At 69.0% G+C, this 24,976-nt stretch carries 16 protein-coding genes and 1 pseudogene; 5 read left to right on the top strand and 12 right to left on the bottom strand.

Annotated elements, in window-relative coordinates; translation table 11 throughout:
- The first annotated feature begins 6 nt into the window (after positions 1 to 6).
- The 3 genes from ALMP_RS00320 to ALMP_RS00310 all read left to right on the top strand — a co-directional run bounded on the left by ALMP_RS00320 (position 7) and on the right by ALMP_RS00310 (position 6,592).
- Positions 7 to 270: an acyl carrier protein gene (locus tag ALMP_RS00320; RefSeq protein ID WP_264923792.1), complete on the top strand. Its 264-nt coding sequence runs from the start codon at positions 7 to 9 to the stop codon at positions 268 to 270.
- Positions 263 to 5,620: a condensation domain-containing protein gene (locus tag ALMP_RS00315; RefSeq protein WP_264923791.1), complete on the top strand. Its 5,358-nt coding sequence runs from the start codon at positions 263 to 265 to the stop codon at positions 5,618 to 5,620. The genes ALMP_RS00320 and ALMP_RS00315 overlap by 8 nt, the downstream gene beginning before the upstream one ends.
- 141 nt (positions 5,621 to 5,761) lie before the next feature.
- Positions 5,762 to 6,592: a class I SAM-dependent methyltransferase gene (locus ALMP_RS00310; protein ID WP_264923790.1), complete on the top strand. Its 831-nt coding sequence runs from the start codon at positions 5,762 to 5,764 to the stop codon at positions 6,590 to 6,592.
- 295 nt (positions 6,593 to 6,887) lie between these two features.
- On the opposite strand, the gene ALMP_RS00305 is transcribed toward ALMP_RS00310, so the two are convergent.
- Complete coding sequence (locus tag ALMP_RS00305; protein WP_264923789.1) at positions 6,888 to 7,832, bottom strand: carbon-nitrogen hydrolase family protein; 945 nt, start codon at positions 7,830 to 7,832, stop codon at positions 6,888 to 6,890.
- A gap of 277 nt (positions 7,833 to 8,109) precedes the next feature.
- Here ALMP_RS00305 and dnaE point away from each other — a divergent pair, with 277 nt between their 5' ends.
- A complete protein-coding gene (gene dnaE, locus ALMP_RS00300) occupies positions 8,110 to 11,712 on the top strand; it encodes a DNA polymerase III subunit alpha (RefSeq protein ID WP_264923788.1) in 3,603 nt (1,200 codons plus the stop codon).
- Positions 11,709 to 12,092 carry a DUF6300 family protein gene (locus ALMP_RS00295; protein WP_309299406.1) on the top strand — a complete coding sequence of 128 codons (384 nt, stop codon included), beginning with the start codon at positions 11,709 to 11,711 and terminating at the stop codon, positions 12,090 to 12,092. Before dnaE ends, ALMP_RS00295 begins: the two co-directional genes overlap by 4 nt.
- A gap of 207 nt (positions 12,093 to 12,299) precedes the next feature.
- Here the strand turns inward: ALMP_RS00295 and ALMP_RS00290 are convergent, their stop codons facing one another.
- The 11 genes and pseudogenes from ALMP_RS00290 to ALMP_RS00240 form a co-directional block, all read right to left on the bottom strand.
- Positions 12,300 to 12,995 carry a M15 family metallopeptidase gene (locus ALMP_RS00290; RefSeq protein ID WP_264923787.1) on the bottom strand — a complete coding sequence of 232 codons (696 nt, stop codon included), beginning with the start codon at positions 12,993 to 12,995 and terminating at the stop codon, positions 12,300 to 12,302.
- Positions 12,996 to 13,059: 64 nt separating this feature from the next.
- A pseudogene (locus ALMP_RS00285) lies at positions 13,060 to 13,209 on the bottom strand (hypothetical protein); the annotation flags it as partial.
- 1,314 nt (positions 13,210 to 14,523) lie between these two features.
- Positions 14,524 to 15,354 carry a helix-turn-helix transcriptional regulator gene (locus ALMP_RS00280; protein WP_264923786.1) on the bottom strand — a complete coding sequence of 277 codons (831 nt, stop codon included), beginning with the start codon at positions 15,352 to 15,354 and terminating at the stop codon, positions 14,524 to 14,526.
- 331 nt (positions 15,355 to 15,685) lie between these two features.
- The gene (locus tag ALMP_RS00275) at positions 15,686 to 16,591 is read right to left on the bottom strand and encodes an endonuclease/exonuclease/phosphatase family protein (RefSeq protein WP_264923784.1); all 906 of its coding nucleotides are present in this window, start codon (positions 16,589 to 16,591) and stop codon (positions 15,686 to 15,688) included.
- Entirely contained in the window at positions 16,588 to 17,493 is a 906-nt protein-coding gene (locus ALMP_RS00270) for an endonuclease/exonuclease/phosphatase family protein (protein WP_264923783.1), read from the bottom strand. Before ALMP_RS00270 ends, ALMP_RS00275 begins: the two co-directional genes overlap by 4 nt.
- Positions 17,490 to 18,092, bottom strand: a complete 603-nt coding sequence (locus ALMP_RS00265) for a DUF6624 domain-containing protein (protein WP_264923781.1) — start codon at positions 18,090 to 18,092, stop codon at positions 17,490 to 17,492. Before ALMP_RS00265 ends, ALMP_RS00270 begins: the two co-directional genes overlap by 4 nt.
- Positions 18,089 to 18,382 (bottom strand): helix-turn-helix domain-containing protein, encoded by a 294-nt coding sequence (locus tag ALMP_RS00260; RefSeq protein WP_264923780.1) that lies wholly within the window; start codon positions 18,380 to 18,382, stop codon positions 18,089 to 18,091. The genes ALMP_RS00265 and ALMP_RS00260 overlap by 4 nt, the downstream gene beginning before the upstream one ends.
- Before the next feature lie 24 nt (positions 18,383 to 18,406).
- Positions 18,407 to 18,922: a hypothetical protein gene (locus ALMP_RS00255; protein WP_264923778.1), complete on the bottom strand. Its 516-nt coding sequence runs from the start codon at positions 18,920 to 18,922 to the stop codon at positions 18,407 to 18,409.
- Positions 18,919 to 19,878, bottom strand: a complete 960-nt coding sequence (locus ALMP_RS00250; RefSeq protein WP_264923777.1) for an endonuclease/exonuclease/phosphatase family protein — start codon at positions 19,876 to 19,878, stop codon at positions 18,919 to 18,921. Before ALMP_RS00250 ends, ALMP_RS00255 begins: the two co-directional genes overlap by 4 nt.
- 84 nt (positions 19,879 to 19,962) lie before the next feature.
- Positions 19,963 to 21,765, bottom strand: coding sequence for a glycoside hydrolase family 15 protein (locus ALMP_RS00245; RefSeq protein WP_264923775.1), 1,803 nt, complete (start codon positions 21,763 to 21,765; stop codon positions 19,963 to 19,965).
- 58 nt (positions 21,766 to 21,823) lie between these two features.
- Entirely contained in the window at positions 21,824 to 24,946 is a 3,123-nt protein-coding gene (locus ALMP_RS00240; RefSeq protein ID WP_264923774.1) for a lantibiotic dehydratase, read from the bottom strand.
- Positions 24,947 to 24,976 lie beyond the last annotated feature (30 nt).

Below are 24,976 nucleotides of genomic sequence, written 5' to 3'. Positions count from 1 at the left end.
ACGCCCATGGATCGGACCGACCCGCGTCAGGGCCTGCCCACAGACGACCGCGCGTGGCTGCTGGACACCTGCGCGGCCATCACCGACCAGCCCGTCGACGCAGACGCCAACCTGTTCGAACAGGGCCTGACCAGCCTCGGCGTGGTCAGGCTCTCCGGCGCGATCCAGCGCCGTCACGGCTTGCGCCTGGGCGCCGTCGACCTCCACGACCACCCCACCGTCACGCAACTGTCCGCGCTGATCGAGGAACGGAAGGAATCCGGTGTCTGAACTCGCGGCACACCCGGCGCAGATGTCTCTGCTCGCGGCCCGGCGGCTCGGCAACCCGACGGCGAACTCGGGTCGGATCTTCCGCCTGGACGGGCCCCTCGACCAAGACCGGCTCGCCAAGGCATACCGCGCTGCCGCCCAAGAGCACGACGCGTTGCGACTGCACCTGTCCGGCCGAGACACCTGGCAGACCTGCGCCCAGGCACGCATCGACGTACGGCTCCTCGACCAGCGGCGGAGCGGACAGCCCATCGAGCCGACGATGAAGGCCATCCTCTACGACTTCCACCAAGAACTCGGCCGCCGCTACGACCTCGCTCACGGCCCGATCGGCCACATCGCCGTGCACCGCGTCGCCGAACGCACCTGGGTGGTCACCGAGATCATCGACCACGCCTTCGCGGACGGCCGCTCCATGAAGCTGCTGTTCAACACCGTGGCCGCGATCTACCGGGGCGACCGGTACGACCGCCCCGGTTCCTTCGCCCAGGCCCTCGCCGACCAGGCTCCCAACGAAGCGGCCGACCTCTACTGGCGCCGCCGGTACACAGGCTTCACCGCTGCTCCGCACGCCCGGCTCTTGCCCGATCCGGAGCCGGCACAGACCGTGCCCCGGCTCCGTCTGCACCTGGCACCCGCTCAGACAGCCGCCCTCGCCCACGCCGCCCGAGCATCGCGCGCCACCGTGCCCGCTGCCCTGCTGGCGGCCCACGCCCACACCACGGCTCGCCTCCAAGGAACCGGCGACCTGAGCATTCACGTGGCCGTCGACACCCGCACCGACGAGCACCTCGACACCGTCGGCCAGTTCGCTCACATGCTCCCGCTCCGGTTGAGCATGCCCTGGAACTCTCGGCTCCCGGAATACATCAGGATGACGCACCGCGCCATCCTGGAGGCACACGACCACGTCATGGTGACTCCCGACCAGTTGCACGATGCCGGAGCCCCCACTCTGGCCGCACCCGGAGCCACCGCGTTCGTGATGCAGGCCGTCGCCCCGCCCGGTGACCCGTCCCTGCCCGGCATCACCCTCTCCCCGGTCACGGCCGACAGCACGCCCCAAGGCGCGGCGCTCAGCACCGTCGTGCGCACTCTGGACGACGGCTCCACAACTGTCGAGCTGACCGGCCGCGCCACCGACCCGCTCGCCGCCGACCTCGACCGGTGGGCCAGCACCTTCCGCCAGTTCCTCCATGCACTCGCCGAAGAGCCGGACACCCCGCTCTGCTCCGACCTCCTACTCAGCCCGACGGACCGCACCAGTGTCCAGGCCCTGGCCACCCCGGCACCCGGCTACACCGGTCCGCCGCTGCACGAAGCCGCGGTCCGGCAACTGAGCCGCACCGACCGGATCGTCATCCTGGACACGGATGCCGCCTGCACCGGCCCGCAACTGCTCGGTCTGGCCACCGCCACCGCCGAGGCGCTGCTGCACGCCGGCGCGCGCAAGGGAAGCGAGGTCCTCGTCGGCGGACTCCGCCTCACCGACCGAGCCGCGGCCTGGCTCGCCTGTTTGCAACTGGGCTGCACCTACATCCCCTACGACGGCGACACGCCACCCGACCGGCCCGCCGCGCTGCGTCTGAACCCCGACGGCGTCAGCCCCGCACGCCTTCCTTCTACCGCGGCCCAGGACGACCTGCCGGACCCACCCGCCTACGTGATCCACACCTCCGGGTCCACCGGACGCCCGAAGGGCGTCGCGGTCGGGCTGGCCGCGCTCACCAACCTCATCCACGGAGAACAGGACCGGTTCGGCCTCGACGCCACCAGCCGCGTGCTGCTGGTCGCCCCGCCGACCGTCGACCCCTGGATCTGCCACGTGACCACGGCGCTGGTTCTCGGAGGGACCCTCATCCAGGGCAACCCCACCGGGACTACGACGCTGACCGAACAGTTGCGGCACCACCGCATCACCCACGTCTTCCTCCCGGCCGGCCTACTCCGAACCCTCGACGCCGACGCGCACCTGCCCGACCTGAGGATGATCGCCTCTGCCGGGGACGGCTGCCGCAGCACCGACCTCGACCGATTCGCCCCGGCCCGCACGTTCAACATCTACGGGCCCACCGAAGCGACCGTCACCGCGACCGTCCATGAGTCCACCCCCGGAGCCGGCGACCCCGTGCCCATCGGCCGGCCCATCCACGGTCTGGCCGCCCGAGTCGTCATCGACCGGGCAGCCACCGCCCCTCCCGGAACCCCCGGCGAACTGGCACTGACCGGCGCCGGCCTCGCGGCGGGCTACCTGGACCGGCCCGACCTGACCGCCGAGTCCTTTCACCCACTGCCGGAGACCGCTGGGCACTGGTACTTCACCGGCGACCGCGCCATGCACACCCCCGCAGGACTGGTCCATCTCGGCCGCATCGACCGTCAGATCAAGATCCGCGGCTACAGAGTGGAGCTGGACGCCCTTGAGAACCAGGCCATCCGCACCGGTCTATGCACAGCCGCACGTGCCCTGACACACCGCCCCGACGACGACGTACGGCTGCTGCTCTTCGTGGAGAGCTGCCCCGATGTCCAGCAACTGACGGCCCAGCTGCGGCAGATGCTGCCGCCGACCCACTGGCCCCACCAGGTCCACCAGGTCGGCCAGATCCCCACCCGCCCCACCGGAAAACCCGACGACGACGCGCTCGCCAGCCTCGCCACCCCACCGACACCCACTTCCGCCCGGCTCGGTGCCAACGACACGGCGCTCGGCCAACTCTGGCGTGAACTGCTGGGCACCACGCCCACACCCGACAACCACTTCTTCCACGACGGGGGAGATTCCCTCACCGTCCTGCACCTGGTGACCCGACTGCGCCAGGCCGGACTCCAGCTCATCCCCGCCGACGTGTACGAGGCCCCCTACTACCGCGACCTCGAGCACCGCCTGGCACGCGCCCGCGCCCAGAGCACCGCCAGGCACACGAGCACGCGGTTTCCGCTCACCCCTACCGGCCGGTGGATGCACCAGCTGAAGATCCCCACCTGGAGGCGGTGGACCCTGCGCCACAGCATCGCCTTCGCCCGCACGCCCCCGGCGGCGCAGCTCGCCTCCGCGCTGGAACACCTCGTCGAGAGCACTCCGGCACTGCGCTGCCGCACCGACCGGTGCGAGCAGTCCCTCACCGTGGCGTCCCCGTACCAGCCGCTCGTCGCCGCCGTGGCCGAGATCGCCCCCGATCGGGACCTGCGACAGACGCTGGCCAGGGCTCAGCGCGCTGTGGACCCGGTCCCCGGACGCATGCTCGCCGCGGTCGCAGTCCAGCGGGACGATGGATCGGGACGCCTCGTCCTCTTCGGGCACCACCTTGCCGTCGACCCCTGGTCCTGGGCCGTGATCGGCCGACGGCTGGCCCTCACCCTGGACGGTGTCAGCCTTTCCGAGGACCACGCATATCAGCAATTCGCCGAGCTGACCGAGCAGCAGACTGCGGCCGGTCACTTCGACGCGGAGACCGGGCTATGGCGCGCGGTGTTGGCCGGGGGGCTCACCGCGCCCCAGACCCCGCTCGTCTCCCGGCTGGGGCAGACCAGCATCACGTTGCCGCCCCTGAGCGAGCTCACCCGGCGCTGGCAACACAGCCCGGCCGCGTACCTCCTCGCCGCGACCGGGCAGGCGCTGGGGCACCACAACGGTGGACAGCCCACCGTCATCGACCTGGAACGCAACGGGCGCAACCATCCAGAGCTGGATCTGAGCGACGCGGTCGGCTGGTTCGGGCTCCATCATCCCGTCCTCGCGCCCTACCTGCCCACAGCCGAGGCGATTGAGCACCTGGCGCTGGAGCTTGCAGACGTCCCGGATCAGGGCGCCGGCTACGGTGCCCTGCGCTGGAGCGGCCGGGCCGACTTCGGATCAGCGGTCGGTCACATCGCCGTCGACATCCAGGACGCCGACGCAGCGCCGGACGCACTGGATCGCCGAATCCAGGCGCTTGCCCCCGCCAACCCGGCGCTGCTCACCCCGTACCCCCTCGCGCTGACCTTCCGTGCTGGTGCGGAGGCCACGACCGCAACTCTGAGGCACGGCGGAACCACCTCCCCCAAGGAAGCCGCGAGCATCCTTGAATCCATCAACGCGGCGTTCCAACCGACACAGGAGCGGGGCGCCCAGGCCACCGGCCCGAAGCACACACGCTTGACCGGGCGACCTCGTCGCGCGTTGCAGGCCCCGGCCGGCGCCATGCAGCAGATGATGCTCCAGTTCGCCGCCCTCGGCCCGCAGACAGGGGTCTACCTGCCACGTCAGCTCCTCCACCTCGACATGCCCGCAGGTGAGCAGGCCAGGTTCCTCCAGCGGCTCGAACAGTGGCTGGGAGGGCTGGACATCCTCCACCGCCGGTTCCACACCGATTCCAGCACTGGCGCTCTCACCCAGCGATGGACACCGAGTGCCGGGCCACACCTGCAGGTCGAACCCGGCGACGGGGACGCGGCCTGCGCTTGGATGGCGGGGGCCGACCACCTGGATGTTCGACAAGCCCGCTATGGAGCCCCACTCGCCACCATGATGGCCTTCACCGGCAGCCACGGCCTGTTCCTGGGCATGGAGACCCATCACGCACTGGTGGACGGCCACAGCAATCGGCACTTCCTCCACCAGCTCACGCTACTGGCGGCAGGCGGCTCTCTCCCACCCGGCTCGCCTGCCGCCCCGGTCCTACGGCATCTGGGGTGCGAAGCAGCCACTGGTGCCTCAGCAGACCCATTGCCGCCGCTCACCTGGGCTCCGAAGCAGCCCGATGAGCACCACATCACGATCCCCGCGCAAGCCGTACGCGCGTGCCGCGCCCGTGCTGCGGCGCAGGGCACCAACCTCCGGGCCTGCCTGGCCGCGCTGACCGGGCAAGCTGTCACGGCAGGCGAGAACGTGACGCTCTACCTCGTTGCCAACGGGCGAGACAACGCGATCGCGCACGCCAACGACGCCTGGGGCATGTTCTGGTACTTCACCCCAGTGCCGCTGCACCCCGGCGAACAGCCCGCCCGACTCCAACAGCGGGTGTACGCCGGCGAGGCGGCGCCGTTCCCCAAGATCCGGGCAGCCGCATTGTCCTGGCGGCAGTGGAACCCCGATGCGGCGGTCTCCTTCAACTACGTCAGCGCGCCGCGCACCGCAGACGGTGCGAGCCAGGTGACGGTCCTGCAGTCCAGAGACCGCTTCCACTGGCCCCGGCAAATCACCGCAGTCCTCCGCGATGACGACCAGGTTGATCTCATGCTGTGCACCCTCGACGGCTCATCCGCCGCCCCCCTGCTCGAGCGCGCCGGGGAGAGCCTGCGGCAGTACGCGGCCGGACACCCGAGCGCCCCGGGCCAGACCCGTACCTGGTCGCGTAGCCCCAGCTGATGTTGGCGCGGGCTCCAGCCCTGATCTGTGCGGGGCGAACAGCGTAGTGACCGCTCAGTCGATCAGCACGGCTTGCGCCCCGAGCCGTTCAGTAGAGGGAGGGTCACGCTCTTGAGCCCTCTGACCCCATCTGGAGGATTCATGCCCATCCGAGGCCCGCAAAGCGGCCAGGGCCGTGGCACCGTCTTCGACCGAGCCGCCGCCAGTTATGGGCGCATCGGCGGGCAGTTCTTCGAACAAGCGGGACAGGCCCTGGTGCAGCTGGCCCTGCCACAGCCGGGCGAGGACCTTCTCGACGTTGGCTGCGGTCGCGGCGCCTCACTCCTGCCCGCAGCCGCGGCCGTTACCCCCTGCGGACGAGCCGTCGGAATCGACAAGTCATCAGAGATGGTCAGCCAAGCGAACCAGGCACTTGCTGCCCGCGGACTCACCCACGCATTCGCGGTAGTTGCCGACGCAGACTCTCTTCCCGCAAGGACGGGAACCTTCGACGTCCTCCTCGCCGGCCTCGTCCTTCAGTTCCTTCCAGAGCCACAACGCACCCTCCGGCAGCTCACCCACATGCTTCGCCCCGGAGGCCGCATCGCCATCTGCACCCCCGCGGCAGCACCTGACGACCTGGACATCGTCGACCGCACCGCAGACGCGGCCCTCATCGAGTTCATGGGTGCATCTGCACAGGAACGAGCGCCTATGCCGGGAATCGACAGCTCGGCCATAGTCGCCGCTATGTACCAACTTGAGTACGCAAAAATACAAGTGGTGAATATGTTCTTCCCGGTCTCGGTGCCGGTCTCGAAATTCTGGGACTGGCGCATGTCACACGGCAGAAGAACACAAATGGAGAGGATTCCAGAAAAGGACAGGGAGCGTGCGCGCGAAAAATTGGTGGAGAGCGTGCGCGCAGTCAGCGTCGCCGGTCACGTGTACCTTCCCATGCCCGTGTGCATGATCGCGGCATGCCGAACGTAGCGGCTTGCGATCCATCGCACGAGGCTGGCCTGCGGTCACGGTGGGGATCAGCGTTGAGACAGAGGGGTGGGCTTCCTCTCCGCTCAGCGGGGCGAACGGATCCGACAGTGAGCCTCGGTCCGTTGCCTTCATCGCGGCCGCAACCGCGATCTGCGTTGCCGACAGGCCTGTTCACAGTTGCCGTCTCGATACCATCCGCTGGCGCGAGCGGAATCCTCGGCGCTACAGCACCTGTGGTGCGGTCCATCCTGCATGGCGTGTGTCTCTCGGCTCTCCAAGGCGCGAAAGCAGGAACTCAGTCGAACAGCCCGGCCCCGCGGCTCTGCGCGCGTGCTAGCCGCCGCCAAGGCCGGGCCAGCCGCAGGCCGACAGTGATGTCATGGTCTGAGGCGTCCAGGTCAAGGTCCATGACAGCCAGGCCTGGACGGTCCGTAGCCGGGCAGCGGGCAAGCCACCGGCCTCCCGGACCGATGATCCCAGCGGGGGCTGTGCGGCCGAATTGCGCGGGCACCGAGTAGCCGATCCAGTAGTTGAAGAGTGTTCCGTATGCCTGGGCGACGACGGCGCGGGCGGCGTCGTCCACCATCACGGACAGGAGGACCGCGTCCACATCAAGCGCCTCATACTGGTCAAACAGCTCGGGGAAGTTCGCCTCGATACACAGCGCGCAGCCAATCCTCAGGCCGTCGACCTCGAATACCACCGGCTCACTGCCGGGGGAGTACAGGCGGGTGGCCTCGGTGTGGGAGAGAATCCGCTTGTCGTACCTGGCAACAATCTCTCCCCGGTCGGACACGACCAGCAAGGAGTTCCGGGGGGCCGGGGCTGTGGGCAGAGGACGGATGGTGCCGAACGCCACCCACACGCCGAGCTCGCCGGCGAGCAACCGGATCGACTCTTCCTCTTCGCCAATGACATCCCAGGCTGCCTTCGCCCAGCTCGCCCTCCCAAGGTCACCAGTCGGCATGGCATCCGGGTCGGGGTAGACGATCGCCCCCTCGGGAAACTGGACCAACCTGACTCCGGCGACGGCGGCATCACGCATCAGTGAGCGGATCTGAGCCCCGCTCGCCCGAAGGAGCGCAGGGTCGGCTGGGTCCTCCGGGACGTTGCTCTGCGCCACTGCCAGCCGTAGACGACGAACCGCGCCTGCGTGGTGCGGCAGATCCCATCGTGGCGTCGGTGGCGCGGACGAGCTGGCGGTGGAATGGGGCACGGTTGCCTTCCTAGATGTGGACATTACGACCAAATGTGCGGATCGTCACATTATCTAGCAAATCGAAATTAGGGCGCAATGTGGGTGGCGGCTCCCGGGCGTCCGATCCGCCGATGAGACGCTGTCGCCGGCATCTCCCCAGGCCGGAGCGGCCCTACCTAATTTGCGTGATCGCCACATCAACAGATGTGGCTCCTTCAGTGCCCATGGATGTGTGCGTCGCGTCCTGACGGATCGCCAAATCCCGCTAGGCTTGGGACCCTTGCTCGGGCCAGTCAATGCGCAAGGGAGCCACCGCACCGTGAGTAGCAGCTTCGTTCACCTGCACAATCACACCGAGTACTCGATGCTCGACGGAGCGCAGCGAATGAAGCCCATGTTCGAGGAAGTCGCGCGCCAAGGGATGCCGGCAATCGCCATGAGCGACCACGGCAACATGTTCGGGGCTTATGAATTTCAGTCAGTGGCTAAAGGATTCGGCGACGTGAAGCCCATTATCGGCATTGAGGCATACGTCGCCCCTTCGTCCCGGAGGCATAAGAAGCAGGAATTCTGGGGACCTGGGGGCCGCCGCGCGATGAGTGATGACGGCGAGGGTTCAAAGGATGTCTCGGGCGGTGGCCGCTTCACTCACATGACCATGTGGGCAGAAAATGTCCAAGGCCTCCGAAACCTTTTCTATCTCTCCACGGAGGCCTCCTACACGGGCCAGTTCCCTGCTGGCAAGCCGCGCATGGACATGGAGCTGATCAGCGAGCATCCCCAAGGGATCATCGCCACCACTGGCTGCCCCTCGGGCGCCATCCAGACCCGCCTGCGCCTGGGGCAGTACGAGGAAGCGCGCGAGACAGCCGGTGCGTACCAGGACATCTTCGGCAAGGACAACTACTTCCTCGAGTTGATGGACCACGGCCTGTCCATCGAACGCGAGGTGCGAGACGGCCTGCTTCGCCTTGCAAAGGAACTGAGCATTCCCTTGCTGGCAACCAACGACGCACACTACGTCCATCCGACCGACGCGGAGGCGCACGACAACCTCCTTTGCATCGGAGTGGGTAAAAACAAGGACGACCCCAACCGATTCAAATTCCAGGGGACCGGCTACTATCTCAAGACTGCGGCCGAGATGCGTGAGCTGTTCTCGGAACTTCCGGAAGCATGCGATAACACCTTGCTGATCGCCGAGCGCATCGGCTCATACGACGACGTATTTGACAACGTCGATGAAATGCCGCAGTTTCCTGATGTCCCCGAAGGGATGACGCAGGAGGAGTACCTGCGCAAGGACGTGCTCAAAGGGCTCGCCATGCGCTACGGCGATCCCATCCCCGACCACGTGATGGAACGCTTCGAGACCGAGATGAAGATCATCGGTCCGATGGGCTTCTCCTCGTACTTCCTCGTCGTCGCCGATATCTGCCGCTACGCGCGCGACAACGGAATTCCGGTTGGGCCAGGGCGTGGCTCGGCAACCGGATCCATCGTCGCCTACGCCACTCGGATCACCGAACTCTGCCCGCTTGAACACGGCCTTCTGTTCGAGCGGTTCCTCAACCCTGAGCGCATCAACCCGCCGGACGTCGACCTCGACTTCGACGACCGCCAGCGTGACCGGATGGTCCGGTACGTCACCGAGAAGTACGGTGACGCGTACACCGCCATGGTCAATACCTTCGGCCGGATCAAGGCGAAGAACGCGATCAAGGATTCCTCGCGCATCCTCGGCTACCCGTTCTCCCATGGTGAGCGGATCGTGAAGGCACTTCCCCCGGACCAGCAGGGCAAGACCATCACCCTGTCGGGCATCTGGGACCCCGAGCACCCCCGGTACGGCGAGGCCGGCGAGATCCGGGCCCTCTACGAGAACGAACCTGATGTGAAGAGGGTCATGGACACCGCCAAGGGTGTCGAAGGCCTGATGCGCGGCACGGGCGTGCATGCCGCCGCGGTGATCCTCTCCAAGACCCGCCTGACGGATCGCATCCCCCTGCATATGCGCGCCTCGGACGGCGTGAAGATCACAGGGTTCGACTACCCCAGTTGTGAAAACATGGGGCTGGTCAAGATGGACTTCCTGGGGCTGCGGAACCTCGGTGTCATCGATCAGGCGATCCAGAACATCCGGGAAAACCGCGGAATCAAGCTGGCGACAGTGGATCCGATGGACGGCGACCCAGAGACAGTCGTCATCCCCTTGGACGACACCAAGACCTACCAGCTCCTGTCCGATGGCAACACGTTCGGCGTCTTCCAGCTCGACGGCGGCGGCATGCGCGCCCTGCTGAAGCTGATGCAGCCCACCCGATTCGAGGACATCGCCGTAGCGCTCGCGCTCTACCGGCCCGGCCCGATGGCTGCCAACGCCCACACCAACTACGCACTTCGGCAGAGTGGCAAGCAGGAACCCGCTCCAATCCACCCGGAACTGAAGGACGCCCTCGACCCGATCCTTGGCTCCACCCACCACCTGCTGGTCTACCAAGAGCAGATCATGGCCATCGCCCGGCAACTCGCCGGCTACACCCTGGGCGGCGCCGACATGCTCCGCCGGGCCATGGGCAAGAAGAAGCCTGAGGTCCTGGCAGCCGAGTGGGACAAGTTCGCGGGCGGCATGAGAAGCAATGGCTACTCAGACGAGGCGATCAAAGCCATCTGGGACGTCATGCTGCCGTTCTCCGGCTATGCATTCAACAAGTCCCACACCGCAGGGTACGGCCTGGTCTCCTACTGGACGGCATACCTCAAGGCCAACTATCCCGCCGAGTACATGGCCGCGCTGTTGACTTCAGTCGGAGACGACAAGGACAAGGCAGCCGTCTACCTGGCTGATGCGCGTGCGAATGGCGTCCGTGTCCTGCAGCCGGACGTCAACGAGTCGACCGCAGAGTTCACAGCCATCGGCGACGACGTGCGCTTCGGCATGCGAGCCGTTCGCAACGTCGGCGACGCGGTGATCGAGGCCATCGTCGCTGCACGCCGTTCCAAGGGGAAGTTTTCCTCGTTCACGGACATGCTCGACAAGTGTGACCTCCCGGCCCTGAACAAGCGGGCCATCGAGTCGCTGATCAAGGCCGGTGCCTTCGATTCCCTCGGCCACTCCCGGCGCGGCCTGTGCGCGATCCACGAGGACGCTATCGACGCCGTCGTTCCCGTCAAGAAGGCAGCCTCCTACGGGCAGGACGACTTGTTCGCCGGGCTGGGAGGCAGCGAAGCCGACAACGCTGGGGCCGGGTTCGGGCTCGACTTCCCTGTCGACGAACAGGAGTGGCCGCGTCGGCAACTTCTCGCTACCGAGCGGGAGATGCTGGGCCTGTACGTGTCAGCGCATCCTCTGGACGGTGCCGAGCACATCCTCTCCGGGGCCAGGGACACCACGATTGCTGAGCTCTTGGCCTCCGGACGGACCCAAGGAGACGTTCAGCTTGCCGGCCTGATCACCGGCGTCCAGCGGAAGATGACCAAGCAGGGAAACAACTGGGCAATCGCCAACCTCGCAGACCCTACAGGGTCTATTGAGGTGCTCTTCTTCCCCGCCGTCTACCAACTCGTTGCTCACGCTCTGACTGAAGACAACGTAATTTCAGTCAAGGGAAAGATCGAGGACCGAGACGGCACCCTGAATATCTTTGGTAGGGAGCTCTCGGTCTTGGACGTATCTAGCGCCGAGCACGGCGGAAAACCCCCTGTGCGCCTAGCGCTTCCCCTTCATCGTGTCTCCGACCAGACTGTCGCGGACCTGAAACGCATCCTGCACGCGCACCCCGGCGACAGCCCTGTCCACTTGTCTGTCCGTGGCCCGCAGAAGACGACTGTCTTTGCCTTGGCAGCGCAAGTCGACGCTGCCTCGCTGGCGTCCGACATCAAGGGCACGTTCGGGCCGGATGCTTGGCAAGGTGTGGCGTGACCGACGGAAATCGGACTACAAGGACTTCTGTCCTCACCGGTCATGATGAGTTATTCGTCAAGATCGCTGATGTGTCGGACTGTCTGGCCTGCGGCACTCCTGGGCTACTTCTCGTCCAGTACAGGCACTCGTGGAAGAATCAAAGCGGAGACGATGTCCTAGGCATTCGCGAGACCTTGTTATGCCCCCAGTGTTCTCGCCGAAACTCGGCCGCAGCTGAGCTGATTGCACTATTCTCAGTGGACGAGAAGATGGGTCCAGAGAATCTTGATGTTTTCGGCGGGCTCGTTGCGGCATGGGTCGAGTCACTGCGCCAAGAACGCGTTGACGAGGAGCTGCTCGCAGCGGAACACGATCAGTGGCTGCGGGGCGCCCTTTGATGGTTGCCCCGCAGGCAGGATGCGGGCTGGCGCCCTGTCAGCCGTGAACAGGCGAGGTCATACGCGCCCGGTTTTCTTGGTAAGCCCGCGCATTGCTCTCGGCAACTGGTCAAGTATCGGCTGACCGAGTGTAGGCCCCTGACCGCAAGTCCCTTCGGGGTAGCAGGGGTGCAGCGGGGCTTGGCCTGGCATGGACGCCTCTGACGTTCAGTCGGATAGTCCCAAAGATTCCGCATGTGGATCGGCTATCACCCCGTACACGGATTTGTCCAGGTCGGACATTAGAGCCGCGAACCTCGTGCCGATCTCAAAGTGCCAACTCTCGTACCAATGAGGTATCCAGCCGCCGTGGGTCATAGCCGCAAGCAGCAGCATTCTGTTGGCGCGAGCCTCCTCAGGAAGGGCATGAGCATCCAGGAATGACATTTCGCCGGGCCTTGGGGGTGCGGTGTTGATCCGGTAGCCGATGTCCAGCTCGGTTCCGTCCGGGGAGGCGAGGGTGACATCGACCGCGCCGCCGCAGCTGTGCGGAGCGACCCAGGGCGGAGACACGTACCGTCCGGCCAACTCGGTGAGCTGATCGGACGTCAATTCCGGATGCAGGGCGGCCAGCCGCGACATCTCCTCCTGGAAATATTGGCTCTGCTGGGTCGGTGGCCGGTAGCACTCGACGACGCGTAGTCTTCGGCCGCGCTCGCGCAGGTACTTCTCAGCCATCCAGAGTTGGTCGACCAAGCCTGAGCGAATCATGGCAAACGTCTCGGTGGCTGTGGCCCTGCGCTCGTCGATCAAGAACCGGTCATCGTCGCGTAGAGACACCAGCGGCTCCCCACAATCGGCGACCCGCACGGCGACGACCCGCGGATCAGACATCGCAACGCCTTCTCCCGCGATCTCGGGCATGCGGTGAGCGGTGGGGAGGAACAGGCGGGGATCTTCTCTCATAAGTCAGCTGCCTTCGTTCCGTCTATTCAGGGGAGGTCAGAGATGGTGGGAGCAGGCGGCGGACACGGTCGGCTTCGTGTGGGCTGATAGATGTGTAGAGCCGGAGCGACTGTTCGAACGCTGCTCGGGCCTGGTCGCTTCGGCCGGCGTCTTGCAAGGTGCGTCCGAGAAGTTCGAGGCTGCGGGCCGTCCAGCGCGGAGAGCGGGCAGCAGTGCACTCGGCGACGGCCTGTCGTCCCTCGTTTCGGCGGTGTCGTGGTCACCAGACATGGAACGCGCGCGTCCGAGCCAGGCCAGGGCTCGGGCCGCATCGGAGGCGTCTCGGACCTGGAGGAGCGTCGTGCGGTCAGTTCGTACTCGGCTGAGGTGAGGGTGGCCAGGTAGAAATCGAGACCGCAGCGGGTCTGCTCGTCGAGTTCACCGTCCGTCGCCTCGGCCACCGCCCGGTGCCGGGCGTACGCGCGGACCTCGTCGTGGAAGCCGTACACCGTGCCCCGGGCCGCGTCTTCGCGCACCGTGATCAGGAGGCCGGCGCCCGCGAGGGCGGCCAGCTCCTCCTCGGCCTTCTCCAGTGGGAGGCCGCAGACGGCGGCGGTTACTGCCGCGTCCAGGTCGTAGGGGGAGAGGTGGCCCATGCTGCGGAAGATGCGGGCGCTCGGGCGGGGCAGGCCCCAGTAGGCCTCGCTCAGGGAGCTGTTCATGGCGACTCCGAAGGGGGTTAGGCCGTGCGTCGAGGCGATGACCTGCTGGCGCCTGTGGGTCAGTGCGGTGGCCAGCTCGGCCAGGGAGCGGTCGGGGTGGGAGGTCAGTACGGTCCCGGCCAGGGCGAGGGAGAGGGGAAGCCCGGCAGCCAGGGAGGCAATGGCGTGCGCGCCCTGTCGGTCGCCAGCGACGCGGTGTTCGCCGGCAACGGTCGTCAGGTATTCCTGGGCGGCTGCGGGGGAGAACGGCTGAAGGAGGTGGTGGGCTCCGTTGCGACCGAGATCAGTCAGCGGCGTCCGACTGGTGACCACGAGCAGGTGTTGGCGCCCGCCGGGCAGTAGCGCGCGCACCTGATCCGCCGCGACGGCGTTGTCCACGAGCACCGCAACCGGCCGACTGGAGCGCTCGGCCGTAACTGACCTCCACCACGCGGCACGCTCCTCCACCGCGGCCAGCCGCTGGTATCGGCCCGCGCCAAAGTCGGCCACGACGTGCTGGTGCTCGGGGGCGAGCAGCCGCTCCAGCTCGTCCAGGTCCTCGTCGGCGAGCCCGTAGCAGCGTGTCAGGGCCAGCGCGTGCGCGTGGGACCACGCCGCCCGGCCTGCCTCCCGGCGGCGGATCCGTGTCTCGGGCAGTTTGAGGTAGGCGGCGGCTCGAGCCGGGGAGATGTCGGCCCGCTCGCGCGCGGCACGGAGGACGGTGCCGAGGATTACGTCGTCCACGGATATGTCGCGGCATCGATCGCCCTCGCAGGAGGGGCCGCGCCTGCCTGGTGGGAGAGCGTTCAGCACGCCGCCCTCCTGAAGTCCGCATCGGCCCCACGGGCTCCGGCCTGACCGTGCCGACGGGCGTGTGGCGCCCATGGCCCGCCTCCCTGCATGGCTTGCCGGAGCTCGTGAGCGCTGATCGCCACCGAGAGTGCCCGCTGGGCCGCGGCCTCGAGCACCTGCCGCTCCCGGCGAGCGGGGGGACCGTTGCGCACCAGGGACGGCTGTCCGGTCGCGTGCGCGACGTACAGCTGGCGCCGCTCGCGTTGTGCCGCGCGTCCGTCCCAGCCCCGCGCCGTGAGGGTCCACTGGGTCACCACCCCCGGCTCGATCCTGAAGCTGGCCGGGACCAGCCGGACGCTGAGCGCTTGGGCGTCGAGGAGGCCGACCAGCTGAGCAAGCTGTTCGGCTGAGAGCCAGTCCAAAGCGGGTTCGTGCAGCAGCAGCGTCGCAGTCCAGCGGGCCTGCTGAGGGCTTGGGGCGACGACGGCCGCCGCAGCGTGAAACGCCGGCTGGAGAGGGCCCGTCGTGAAGATCACGGTCTCCCGGCTGGCACCCCTCAAGGCCGCCGCCCACGCCCCGCTCCCCAGCGGTTCGGCACCGGCCTCGTGCACATGGTCGCTCCCGCTCCGTTCCACCAGGGCAGCGGCGTAATGCATCTCCTCCTCCGGCGCGCCGTACACCTCCAGCAGGGAGCGCGTGACGCGTTCGCTCAGCAGCTGCCGCGCCAGCTCGGTCTGGCTCACACGAGAGGTGGGTATCCCGGCAAGCCGTCCGGCCTGTGCGACGGAGAGGCCTTTCACGCTGCGGTGGTGGCGCAGGAGGGCGCCGACCAGCAGCTGCGACACGGAGGGAAAACCGCATGGCGGTGTGCACGACCGCAAGGTGAGGGCGTCAGGCATGGCGAGCCCCCTGAAGAGGTACAGGGGCGGTGAAGCGGATCATGGAGACTTCCTACGAAAGCGGGTGCTAACGGGGCTAAGTGGGCCGCCGCTGGGGGGTGAAGCCGCGGATGCCCTGGGCGATGCCGAGCCGCTGTGGCGGTGGAGGGGTGGCACCGTCACCGCCCGGTCCCGGAGACGGGCCGGGCCGGCTCCCAGCCAGGACGGGTTCCTCCGTGCGCGGCGGTGGGCCGGATAACGGGTTCTTCTTGGCGAGTCGTTCGCGCAGGCCCTGGAGTCAGACACCCACCGGCTGGTTGAGGATGCTGCTGAGCTGGTCGCTGTCGAGGGTCAGGCGCAGGATGTGGTGGTCGGAGAGGTCCTCGTCGACCTCGATCACATCGAATCCGGTGATGGCCGGCAGCAGCTCGGGGGTGAGGTAGGCGCGGTCGACTCGACTGTCGGGGCCGTGGGTGTCACAGGCGTTGACGGTGCGGGAAAGCGCGCGCGGGTCGCCGTGCGGGGCGGTCGCCCGGTACAGCGCCGCGTCCTCGAGGCCGGCTGTGCGCAACGCGGTGTCGGGCCGGGTGTCGGGCACGCGCTGGCCGGACGGTCCGGCGTACGAGCGGTGGAGGCGGTGAGGCAGGTTCTTGACGGTGGAGAGGTCCGGCAGCGGCAGGTCGCCTCGCGAACCGGTGGGGTAGGAGTTGTTGTCGCCAGCGTAGATCGCGGGGAGGGTGTGGCGGTGTCCGTCGGGCATGGCCCAGCCCTTGTCAGCCCAGGTGGTCAGCCACTCCGCTTCCAGCAGGCGCTGCTCGGCGCTGGCGTAGTTGAGGTGGTACGAGATCGCGTTGAAGGGCAGCGCGTTGGGCCCGGCGGCCTCGTGGCGGAGCGTGAGGGCGGTGGGCAGCATGACGTAGTGCGGTGCCCGGCTCTGGGTCCAGTCCCGGACGACGGAGAACTTCGCCGGGTTGTAGAAGAGGGCCGTGCAGGACCCCTCGCCGAGGACGCCCTGCAGCCCCAGGGTGCGGATCTGCTCGTTGAAGATGACCTTGCCGTCGGCGCCGGCGTCCCACAGTTCCTGGCGGAAGATGATGTCGGCGTTCAGCGACCGGAGCAGCTCGTCGCCGGCGCGCCGACGCTGGGGGTCGCTCTTTCCGTTGTTCTCGAAGTTCCAGCAGACCAGGGTGAGGGTGTTGTTCATGCGCGGGTTGCTCCTTCGTGGTCGGTGCGGGCGTCGGTGGGGCGGTACATCGCGGGGGTGGCGTGGAGGACGTCGCGCAGGCGCGCGAGGTCGAGGGTGGCGCGCAGGGGGAGGTGGTCGGACAGGCGGCGCAGCTGCGGGGTGTCGCAGACCTCGTAGCTGGTCAGGGTGGGGGCGAGTTCGGCGCTGAGGTAGCCGCGGTCGATGGTGTGCCGGGGGCCGGGAGGCCTGCCGGGGTGGTCGCGGTAGCCGGAGGTGGGGGCCAGGGCGTCGGGCTGGCCGAGGTGCTCGGCGGCGTGGCGGGCCATCTCGACGTAGCCGGCCGCCAGCAGTTCCCGGTCGGGGCCGACATCGGTGTGGCGACGGCCGGCATGCTCGTAGGTGCGGTTGGCGACGAAGGCGTGGTCGGTGTAGTCGTCCCAGCGGATGTCCGTGCCGACGCGGTAGCTGTTCCAGTCGCCGAAGATCACCGCGAGCCATCCGGGCTTGGCGAGCGTGGTGCACCAGCGGGCCTCGGTCAGGCGCAGCTCGGGTGACCAGTAGCAGCAGTGCGCGCTGACGGCGCTGATCTGCCGCGGGCTGAGGGCGCCGTCGGCGTCGCGGAGCCGGACGGCGATGTTCGCCGGGGCGTGCCAGGGCGCCCAGGCCTGCGGGTACTCCTCCGTGCACACCAGCGGCCCGCCGGGGCGGACGAAGATGGCGTTGTCGTTGGAGCTGCCGGGGCGCGGAACGGCGATGTGTCCGTCCATCTCCAGCAGTTCCGACAGCCGGGCGAGCTGGTCGGGCTGGACCTCCTGCTGGAAGAAGAGGTCGGGACGCTGCTCGCGGACCCAGCGGGCGCCCGCTTCCAGGTTGATGCCCTTCTCCAGGTTCCAGTTCAGGACGGTGATCGACTCGGTCATGCCGCGTGCCTTTCGCTCGTGACCGGGGCCGGTCCGATGAACGCGGTCACCGCCGGGCCGGGGCCGGCGAGGTGGTGCCGCGCGAGCAGAGCGGCTTGCTCGTGCTGGGGCGGCAGTCCGACGTCGGCTCGCCGCTTGTCCAGGCCGTCGGGGTCGGCGACCGGGTGGAGTTCAATCCGCCCGTCGCACAGCCAGTACTGCGTGCCGTACTCCTGCGGCCCGCTGTGTACGAGACACCGGTCGTGCAGGCGCGCCCACTGCGCGGTCGTGGCGTCCCCGCGGCGGGAGGCCTCGGCGAGCATCCTCAACAGGGTCTTCTGGAACGCCGGGTCGTGGTCGGCCTGCAGCGCGATGGTGAGCGCGGCTTCGGAACCGCTGTCGCCCACCAGGCAGCGGCCGGGCCAGCCGTGCTTGGTGACGAGCCGGCGCAGGGCCTGGGTGTCCGCGAGTACGGCGTTGTGGGCGGCCTCTACATCGTCCGCCGTCGCGGCGCCGCGGACGTGAGCCGGTGCGCGCCACGTGCGGCGGGCTGCCTCGACCCGGCCGATGAGGTCCTGGGCGATGTCCGCGCGGGCGGGGTATGCGGTCAGGCTGGTCATGAGGCGTCCGCCGGGCTGGTTGACGTCTTGCGCTGATAGCCCTTGGGTCGCATGGTGACGCCGTTGGCCGTCAGCAGGCGGTGGATGGCCCCGTAGGAGCGGCCCGTCTCCGCACAGATGCTGCGGATCGACTTGGTCTCATACGCCTTGATGACGTCTACGGTGAACCGCTTGGCGGACTCGCCGGTCAGTCGTCGGCCCTTCTCGATCCGTCGCAGGCCGGAGTCGGCGCTCGTCGACGAGGCGGTCTGTTCGTCTGGCGGCTGGGACGCGGTGGTGGCGATGCTCATGGGTGGCTCCCCCCGGAGGTGGTGTCAGATGCTGGTCTCGCTGCGGGCCAGCGCGAGGAAGCCGCTGCGGGCCCGGAGGACGGCGAGGGTGTGGGCGTAGATGTCGTGGAATGGGCTGATGTCGACCTGGGAGACCGCGACAATGCCGTGGATCTCGCCGGCGTCCAGCGCCGCGAAGAGCCGGGCTATCTGCGGGCGGAGCGCCGGGTCGCCCGCCCCGGTGCTGTCGAAGGTGGTGACGAAAGGCGTCCAACGTCGGCGATGGACCACGGCCTGGGTCTCGGCAAGACGGTCGGCCGGGTCCTGGCGCGGCTCGACGAGGCTGTAGCAGCCAACCCGCACGGCCGTGCCGGCGTCGGCGAGCCGGGCTAGCGCACGGTGGAGGTCGGCCTCCCTCAGCGCGCGCAGTTCGGCTGCGTCGGGCCGGACCGCACGCTGTGGGGGTGCCTTGGGCGTGTGCGCGGGCGGCCGGCTGCTGGTGGTCCAGGTCTCGAGTCGCGTCGGGGGGCGCAGGCCAGCCGGTGCGAGCAGGGTCTTCACTGGGCTTCCTTCGGGGCGGGTGCCAGACGGGATGCGTTCCGGTCGGCGATCTGGGGGAGGGCATCGGCCATGCGGGGGCGGGAGAGCACGACCTCGACCGCGTGGTGATCACTGAAGCTGGTGGTGTCGAGGACGGTGACGTCGACGACGGCCTCGATGAGCCATGCGTCCAGGTAGATCCGGTCGATACGGCACGGTCCGCCCTGGCTGGGCTTCCCGTGGCCGGCGGTGGCGCCGAGGGCACCCTGCCGATTCAGGGCGCGGGCGGCGTGCCGGGCCGGGTCGCACAGGCCGGCGGCCGTGAGGGTGTCGTCGACGTAAGTGCAGGCGACCCGCCGTCCCGTAGACGGGTCCTCGTTGGTGCGGTGGGCCATGTGCAGCCGGTCGGTGACCGTGCCCCAGTCGATCGGTGGGACGGCCTCCCCCTCCGGGTTGGGGGCCTCGTTGCAGTCGCCGCCGCCGATGAAGGCCGCTCCTTGGTTGATCTTGTCGGCGAAGGCGAGGATCTCGTCCGTTTCCCGCTCTCTGCTGCGGGGGCTGTTGAAGGCCAGGTGCCAGCTGATCGCGATGATGTCCACTTCGGGGGCGTCCCACAGGCGCAGCACGGTGTGGGTGGGCGGTGTGCGCCACGGGTGGACCTGGTGGGTGACGTGCTGGTGCACCACGAAGGTCTCCTCGCGCACGAACATCCCTGTCGGGTTACGTCCGAGACCGGCCGTGCCGAGGAACCCGCGCATGCCCAGAGCGCGTTCGGCCGCGTGGAGACGCCGGTGGTGACTGTCGCGGCTGTAGGTCATCTCCTGGCGCAGGAGGAGGTCCGGGCGCCGCGAGCTGACCAGCTCCTGCGCCTGGTGCCACGCCCGGGGCGGGCGTCCGTCGACGTCCTGACCGCCGTCGTGCTCCAGGTTCATGGTGAGCAGGCGAACGACCGGCTCGTCTCGCGTTGTTGCCGTCATGTGGGCTCCGTGGGAAGAAGAGGAAGGCCGGCGTGGGGACGCTCTGCGGGGCGTCGGCCGACGGTCAGCCGCCGCCGACGACGGTCAGCCGCCGCCACCGGCGGCGGTCAGGCGCAAGGCGGTGTCGATGAGCGGGACGTGGCTGAAGGCCTGGGGGAAGTTGCCGACCTGGCGCTTCAGGCGCGGGTCCCATTCCTCCGCGAGCAGTCCCAGGTCGTTGCGGATGCTGAGGAGCTTCTCGAACAACTGCCGGGCCTCGTCGACGCGGCCGATCATCGCGAGGTCGTCGGCCATCCAGAACGAGCAGGCCAGGAAGGCGCCTTCATCGCCGGGGAGGCCGTCCACGCCCGTGTGCTCGCCGTCGGTGGGGTAGCGGAGGATGAAGCCGTCCGGGGTGGACAGCTCCTGCTGGATCGCCTCGATGGTGCCGATGACGCGCTTGTCGTCCGGCGGCAGAAAGCCCATCTGCGGGATCAGCAGCAGCGACGCGTCCAGCTCGCGCGAGCCGTAGGACTGGGTGAACGTGTTGCGCTCCTTGTCGAAGCCCTTCTCGCACACGTCCCGGTGGATCTCGTCACGCAGTCGCTGCCAGCGCTCCAGCGGGCCATCGACCGCGCCCGATTCGATGAGCTTGACGGTGCGGTCCACGGCCACCCAGGCCATGACCTTGGAGTGGACGAAGTGGCGGCGCGGGCCGCGTACCTCCCAGATGCCTTCGTCCGGCTCGTCCCAGTGCTTCTCCAGGTACTCGATCAGCTTGAGCTGGAGGCCGCTCGCGTAGTCGTTGCGGGCCAGCCCCGTCATGTGGCCGAGGTACAGGGCTTCGGTGACCTCGCCGTACACGTCCAGCTGGAGCTGGTGCGCGGCGCCGTTGCCGACCCGCACGGGGGCGGAGTCCTCGTAGCCGGGCAGCCAGTCCAGCTCCGCCTCGCCGAGCTCGCGCTCGCCGGCGATGCCGTACATGATCTGGAGGTTCTCCGGGTCGCCGGCCGCCGCGCGCAGCAGCCAGTCCCGCCAGGCGCGGGCCTCCTCGCGGTAGCCGGTGCGCAGCATCGACGTCAGGGTGATCGCCGCGTCACGGAGCCAGGTGTAGCGGTAGTCCCAGTTGCGCACCCCGCCGATGTCCTCGGGCAACGAGGTGGTCGGCGCGGCGACGATGCCGCCGGTCGGGGCGTACGTCAGGGCCTTGAGCGTGATCAGACTGCGGATCACGGCCTCGCGGTAGGGGCCGCGGTAGGTGCACTGGTCGACCCAGTCGCGCCAGAACGCGGCGGTCGCCTCCAGCGCGCCCTCGGGGTCGGGCCGGGCGGGCGGCTCAAGGTGCGAGGGCTGCCAGCTGAGACTGAAGGCGACCCGCTGGCCCTCCAGAACGGTGAATTCCGCGTGCGTGGTCAGGTCCTCGCCGTGGCTCTCGGTCGCGGAGTCCAGCCATACCGAGTCCGGTCCGGCGACGGCGACCGTACGGTCGCCCACCTTGTGGACCCAGGGCACGACGTGTCCGTAGGAGAACCGCATTCGCAGCGTCGAGCGCATCGTCACGCGGCCGCGCAGGCCCTCCACGATGCGGATGACCTGCGGTGCGCCGTCGCGCGGCGGCATGAAGTCGGTCACGCGCACGCTGCCGCGGCCGGGCTCGTCCCACTCCGAGGTCAGGATGAGCGAGTCGCCGTCGTAGCTGCGGCGGTCCGCGGCGCGCGGTCGGGCCCCTTCGCCGGGGACGGGGCCTATCCGCCAGAACCCGTGCTCCTCGGTGCCCAGCAGGCCGGCGAAGACGGCGTGCGAGTCGAAGCGGGGCAGACACAGCCAGTCGACCGTTCCGTCCCGGCAGACCAGGGCCGCGGTCTGCGTGTCCCCGATGAGCGCGTAGTCCTCGATGAGTCGAGACATAAGTGGTAAATCCGTCCCTTTTGGGCGTAGTGCGGCTCGTGTGCGGTGCTCGGGTCCGTCAGGGCGCCGGTTTTCTGCGGGGCCGGGTGCCGGCGAGGGCGACGGCCCGGGCCAGGCGCCAGGCGGTCCCGTCCAGGGGTTCACCGGCGAGGCGGAGGTGTGCGGTGATCAGTGCGCGCAGTACGGCGTCCACGTCGGGGCGTGAGGTGGCGGCGTCGAGTGCGGCGCGATGCTTGCCCAAGGCGGTGTGCCGGTCCGACCACGGGCGGTCCACGAGGTCGTCGCCGAACGGTAGGGCCCGGAGCGCTGTCCAGCCGCCGTCCGGGACGGCGAGCGCGCGGGCCTGCTCCTGCATCTGCTTGGGGAGCCGCTCGGCGGCGGGCGGCTTGGGCTGGGCGGCCAGCCAGCGCAGCCCGTCCGTCGCGTCCTGGTGGAGACCGGCCGCGATGCTCACGACGTTCGCGGCCGCGAGCACCGAGGGGGGAGGCAGGTGGCGCTGGTGGGCGTGCTGGTGGGCATGCACTGCCGAGTCGGCCGCCAGGACCTCTTCCGCGGCCATCAGCGTGGCGCGGGCTCCCCACAGGCCCGTGCGTGGCCGGTACGGAGTGAAGGCGGCATCGCTGACGACGCCGGCGCCGATCAGGCGTTCGGCCCACGCACCGAGCGTCCCCATCGCGGCGGCGGCCTGCGCCGTCTCGGCCAGCCGGACGGTCAGCACGGTGTGCGGCAGCTCGTCCTCGTCCCGGGGCGTCAGCCACCAGATCGAGCGCGGGAGTTCGGCGACGAGTTCTGGCAGGTGATCGACGAGGAAGGCGTGCCGGGTCGGCCCCTGGCAGTGCAGGCGGAGGGACATGTAGGGGGAGGCGCCGGGCAGTCGGGCTTCGCTGCGGTGCGCGATCGGCGCGCCGCGCAGGGGTGGTGCCGGCCGGCGTGGCGCCGCGGAGGCGAGGTGGGTGACGATCTCGTGGGGCCGGCCGCCGCACCATCCAAGTGCGTCGTCCGGCTCCGCCTCGATGAGGGTGAGCTGTCCCAGCGACCGGGGCCGCTCCAGGTGCATGCGCAGCAGTGCGCGGTGGGATGCCTGCTCCAGATCCAGCGGCAGTCGTGAGTCCCAGTGCTCGAGGTGGACGTGCCGGGGCAGGCGCCACCGCTCGCTCAGCGCAGCGAACTCCTCCTCCCACTCGTCGACAGACGCGTCGGGGCCAGGCAGCCCGGTGTGCACCAGGCGCCAGGAGGCCGGGCTGAGGACGCTGCGGCCGACGCGGACCCGCGGCTGGAAGGCCAGATGCCGGGCAGCGCCCCAGTCCCAGGCGGACAGGTTGCCGATGCTGCCGATGAGCCGGCTGCTCTGGCCGCGCTGCATCTCGTCGAGCAGCCGGGCGACGGCCGGGGTCTGGCACTCGATCTGGAGCGGGTGCGGGATCGCGGCTTCCAGTACCTGCCGACGCGAGAGGGAGACCAGGTGCAGCCGTTCCTCGTGGCAGATCACCGCCAGGTCGTCGGGTGCGAAGACACCGGGATCGGGCTCGCGGAACTCGGACAGGGAGATCAGCGGGGCGAGCAGGCGGGGCGTGTGCGTGATGTGCAGGGCCCTGGGCAGCAGCGAGGGGAACGCGAGCTGTACGGGCAGGGCACCATGCACACTGGTTGGGCGGCGGGCCAGCGTGCCCAGCAGATCGCTGGGACGGTCCTGGTCAGCGAGCAGGGCGGCGAACCGGCCGCCGCTGAAGTGCCCCCACCCGCGGCCGACGCGGCGAATGGCCAGCGTGAACTCCCCGGCGTTCAGCTGCTGGGCGCTGGCCGCGTGCACGGAGACGGCCAGCTCCACATGGGCGGGGGCGTCTGCGGCGGTGGCGGGCCGAGGCCCGGCGAGCTGCTCGATGAGGTCCTCGTCCAGGACGAGGTCCTCCCCGGCGGCGGCGGCGCGCTGCGCGAGCGCCACCAGGACGCGGTCACGCCGCGCGGTGTCCGGCTGCGGGGCCCGCTCGGTGCCGTGATAGTCCTCGGGCAGACCGAGCCCGGTGTGCGGGTCGACCAGGTCCAGCAGCGGCACGAGAACGCCGTCGCCGTACCGGTCACGAAATCGTGCGCGGTAACGCGTCCATGCCACGGTCCCGTGCGGCTCTGGTGTGACGCGGGCCAGCACACCGGCGGCCGCCTGCGCTTCCCAGGCCACGACGCGGGGCACCGTGAGGTGCCCGTCCATCCGCACGTCCACGGCGAGCGGCGTGGGCCGGTCGACGACCTGACGCATCTGCCCGGTCACCGTTGCCCGGCGCTGCTGCGCGTGGGCCGGGTCCTGGCCGTACCGGCGGTCGAGCCAGCCGATCTGCGCGTGGATCTCCCGGACCGCCGCGACCAGACTGGCCGCGGGAGACGACGGGAGTACACAGGCGCCTTCCAGCTGCCGCACCACATGCCCGAGGGCGTTGGTCTCGGTGCTCGCGGGCTGGAGGCTGGTCAGGAACATGCGCTGGGAGATCAGCAGATCCAGCAATTCTTCGGAGCCAGTGACGCCGAGCTCGGGGTGAGCGACGGCGAGCTTGCCGGCCACCTCGCGGTAGGGCACCGGCGAGACCGCCATCTGCACGGCGGCTTCGACGGCCGCGGTGCGCCGGATGGCCACTTCGCGAACGGCGGTGCCGGTCGCCTCCAGAGCCCGCTGCTGCCAGGGCAGGACCAGCCGCTCACCGCGCGTGCGCAGGGCGTTGTTGGTCATGACCCGCAGGCTTCGCCGGATCTCCGGGACGCCTTCGAGCTGTTGAACGACGGCCGCCACCCACTCGCCGTCCGCCCGGGTGAGCAACCGATGCTCCGAACCCCACCAAACAGCGGCCTCCGAACCGAACTCGCCCTCCGTGACGCCACCGAACAGACCGAACGGCGTCGGGCGCGACAGGCGCAGCACGTAGCTGAGCAGCGACAGCGCCACACGCCGTACCTCGTCGCCGCTCCGCTCGGTCAGCTCGTCGATCTCGCGGCCGAGGGCGGGACTCGCGTGGCAGACGGCGGCCGCGACCTGCGGGATGTTCCAGACCCGCAGGATCCAGCGTCGCCAGGCCGCCGGCGCACCATCCGCGAGCGGGGATGAGTCCGGAAGCGGGGGAATCGGCAGGTCGTGCAAAAGTACGGAGCGCACCAGAATGCCGCGCTGGGCGCGGAAAGCGGGTTGGGAGCTCATCGCCGTGGCCTTCTTGCTGAGGGCGGTCAG

The sequence above is a fragment of the Streptomyces sp. A012304 genome (assembly GCF_026008495.1).
In the GTDB taxonomy this organism is placed as follows: domain Bacteria; phylum Actinomycetota; class Actinomycetes; order Streptomycetales; family Streptomycetaceae; genus Streptomyces.
This window is presented reverse-complemented; position numbering and strand designations above follow the sequence as displayed.

What these genes read in the sequence shown, in the direction of transcription:
- ALMP_RS00320 (WP_264923792.1), top strand. Translation starts at nt 7, where the DNA reads ATGGATCGGACCGACCCGCGTCAGGGCCTGCCCACAGACGACCGCGCG.
- ALMP_RS00310 (WP_264923790.1), top strand. Translation starts at nt 5,762, where the DNA reads ATGCCCATCCGAGGCCCGCAAAGCGGCCAGGGCCGTGGCACCGTCTTC.
- ALMP_RS00305 (WP_264923789.1), bottom strand. Translation starts at nt 7,832, where the DNA reads ATGTCCACATCTAGGAAGGCAACCGTGCCCCATTCCACCGCCAGCTCG.
- ALMP_RS00290 (WP_264923787.1), bottom strand. Translation starts at nt 12,995, where the DNA reads ATGCCCGAGATCGCGGGAGAAGGCGTTGCGATGTCTGATCCGCGGGTC.
- ALMP_RS00275 (WP_264923784.1), bottom strand. Translation starts at nt 16,591, where the DNA reads ATGAACAACACCCTCACCCTGGTCTGCTGGAACTTCGAGAACAACGGA.
- ALMP_RS00270 (WP_264923783.1), bottom strand. Translation starts at nt 17,493, where the DNA reads ATGACCGAGTCGATCACCGTCCTGAACTGGAACCTGGAGAAGGGCATC.
- ALMP_RS00265 (WP_264923781.1), bottom strand. Translation starts at nt 18,092, where the DNA reads ATGACCAGCCTGACCGCATACCCCGCCCGCGCGGACATCGCCCAGGAC.
- ALMP_RS00260 (WP_264923780.1), bottom strand. Translation starts at nt 18,382, where the DNA reads ATGAGCATCGCCACCACCGCGTCCCAGCCGCCAGACGAACAGACCGCC.
- ALMP_RS00250 (WP_264923777.1), bottom strand. Translation starts at nt 19,878, where the DNA reads ATGACGGCAACAACGCGAGACGAGCCGGTCGTTCGCCTGCTCACCATG.
- ALMP_RS00245 (WP_264923775.1), bottom strand. Translation starts at nt 21,765, where the DNA reads ATGTCTCGACTCATCGAGGACTACGCGCTCATCGGGGACACGCAGACC.
- ALMP_RS00240 (WP_264923774.1), bottom strand. Translation starts at nt 24,946, where the DNA reads ATGAGCTCCCAACCCGCTTTCCGCGCCCAGCGCGGCATTCTGGTGCGC.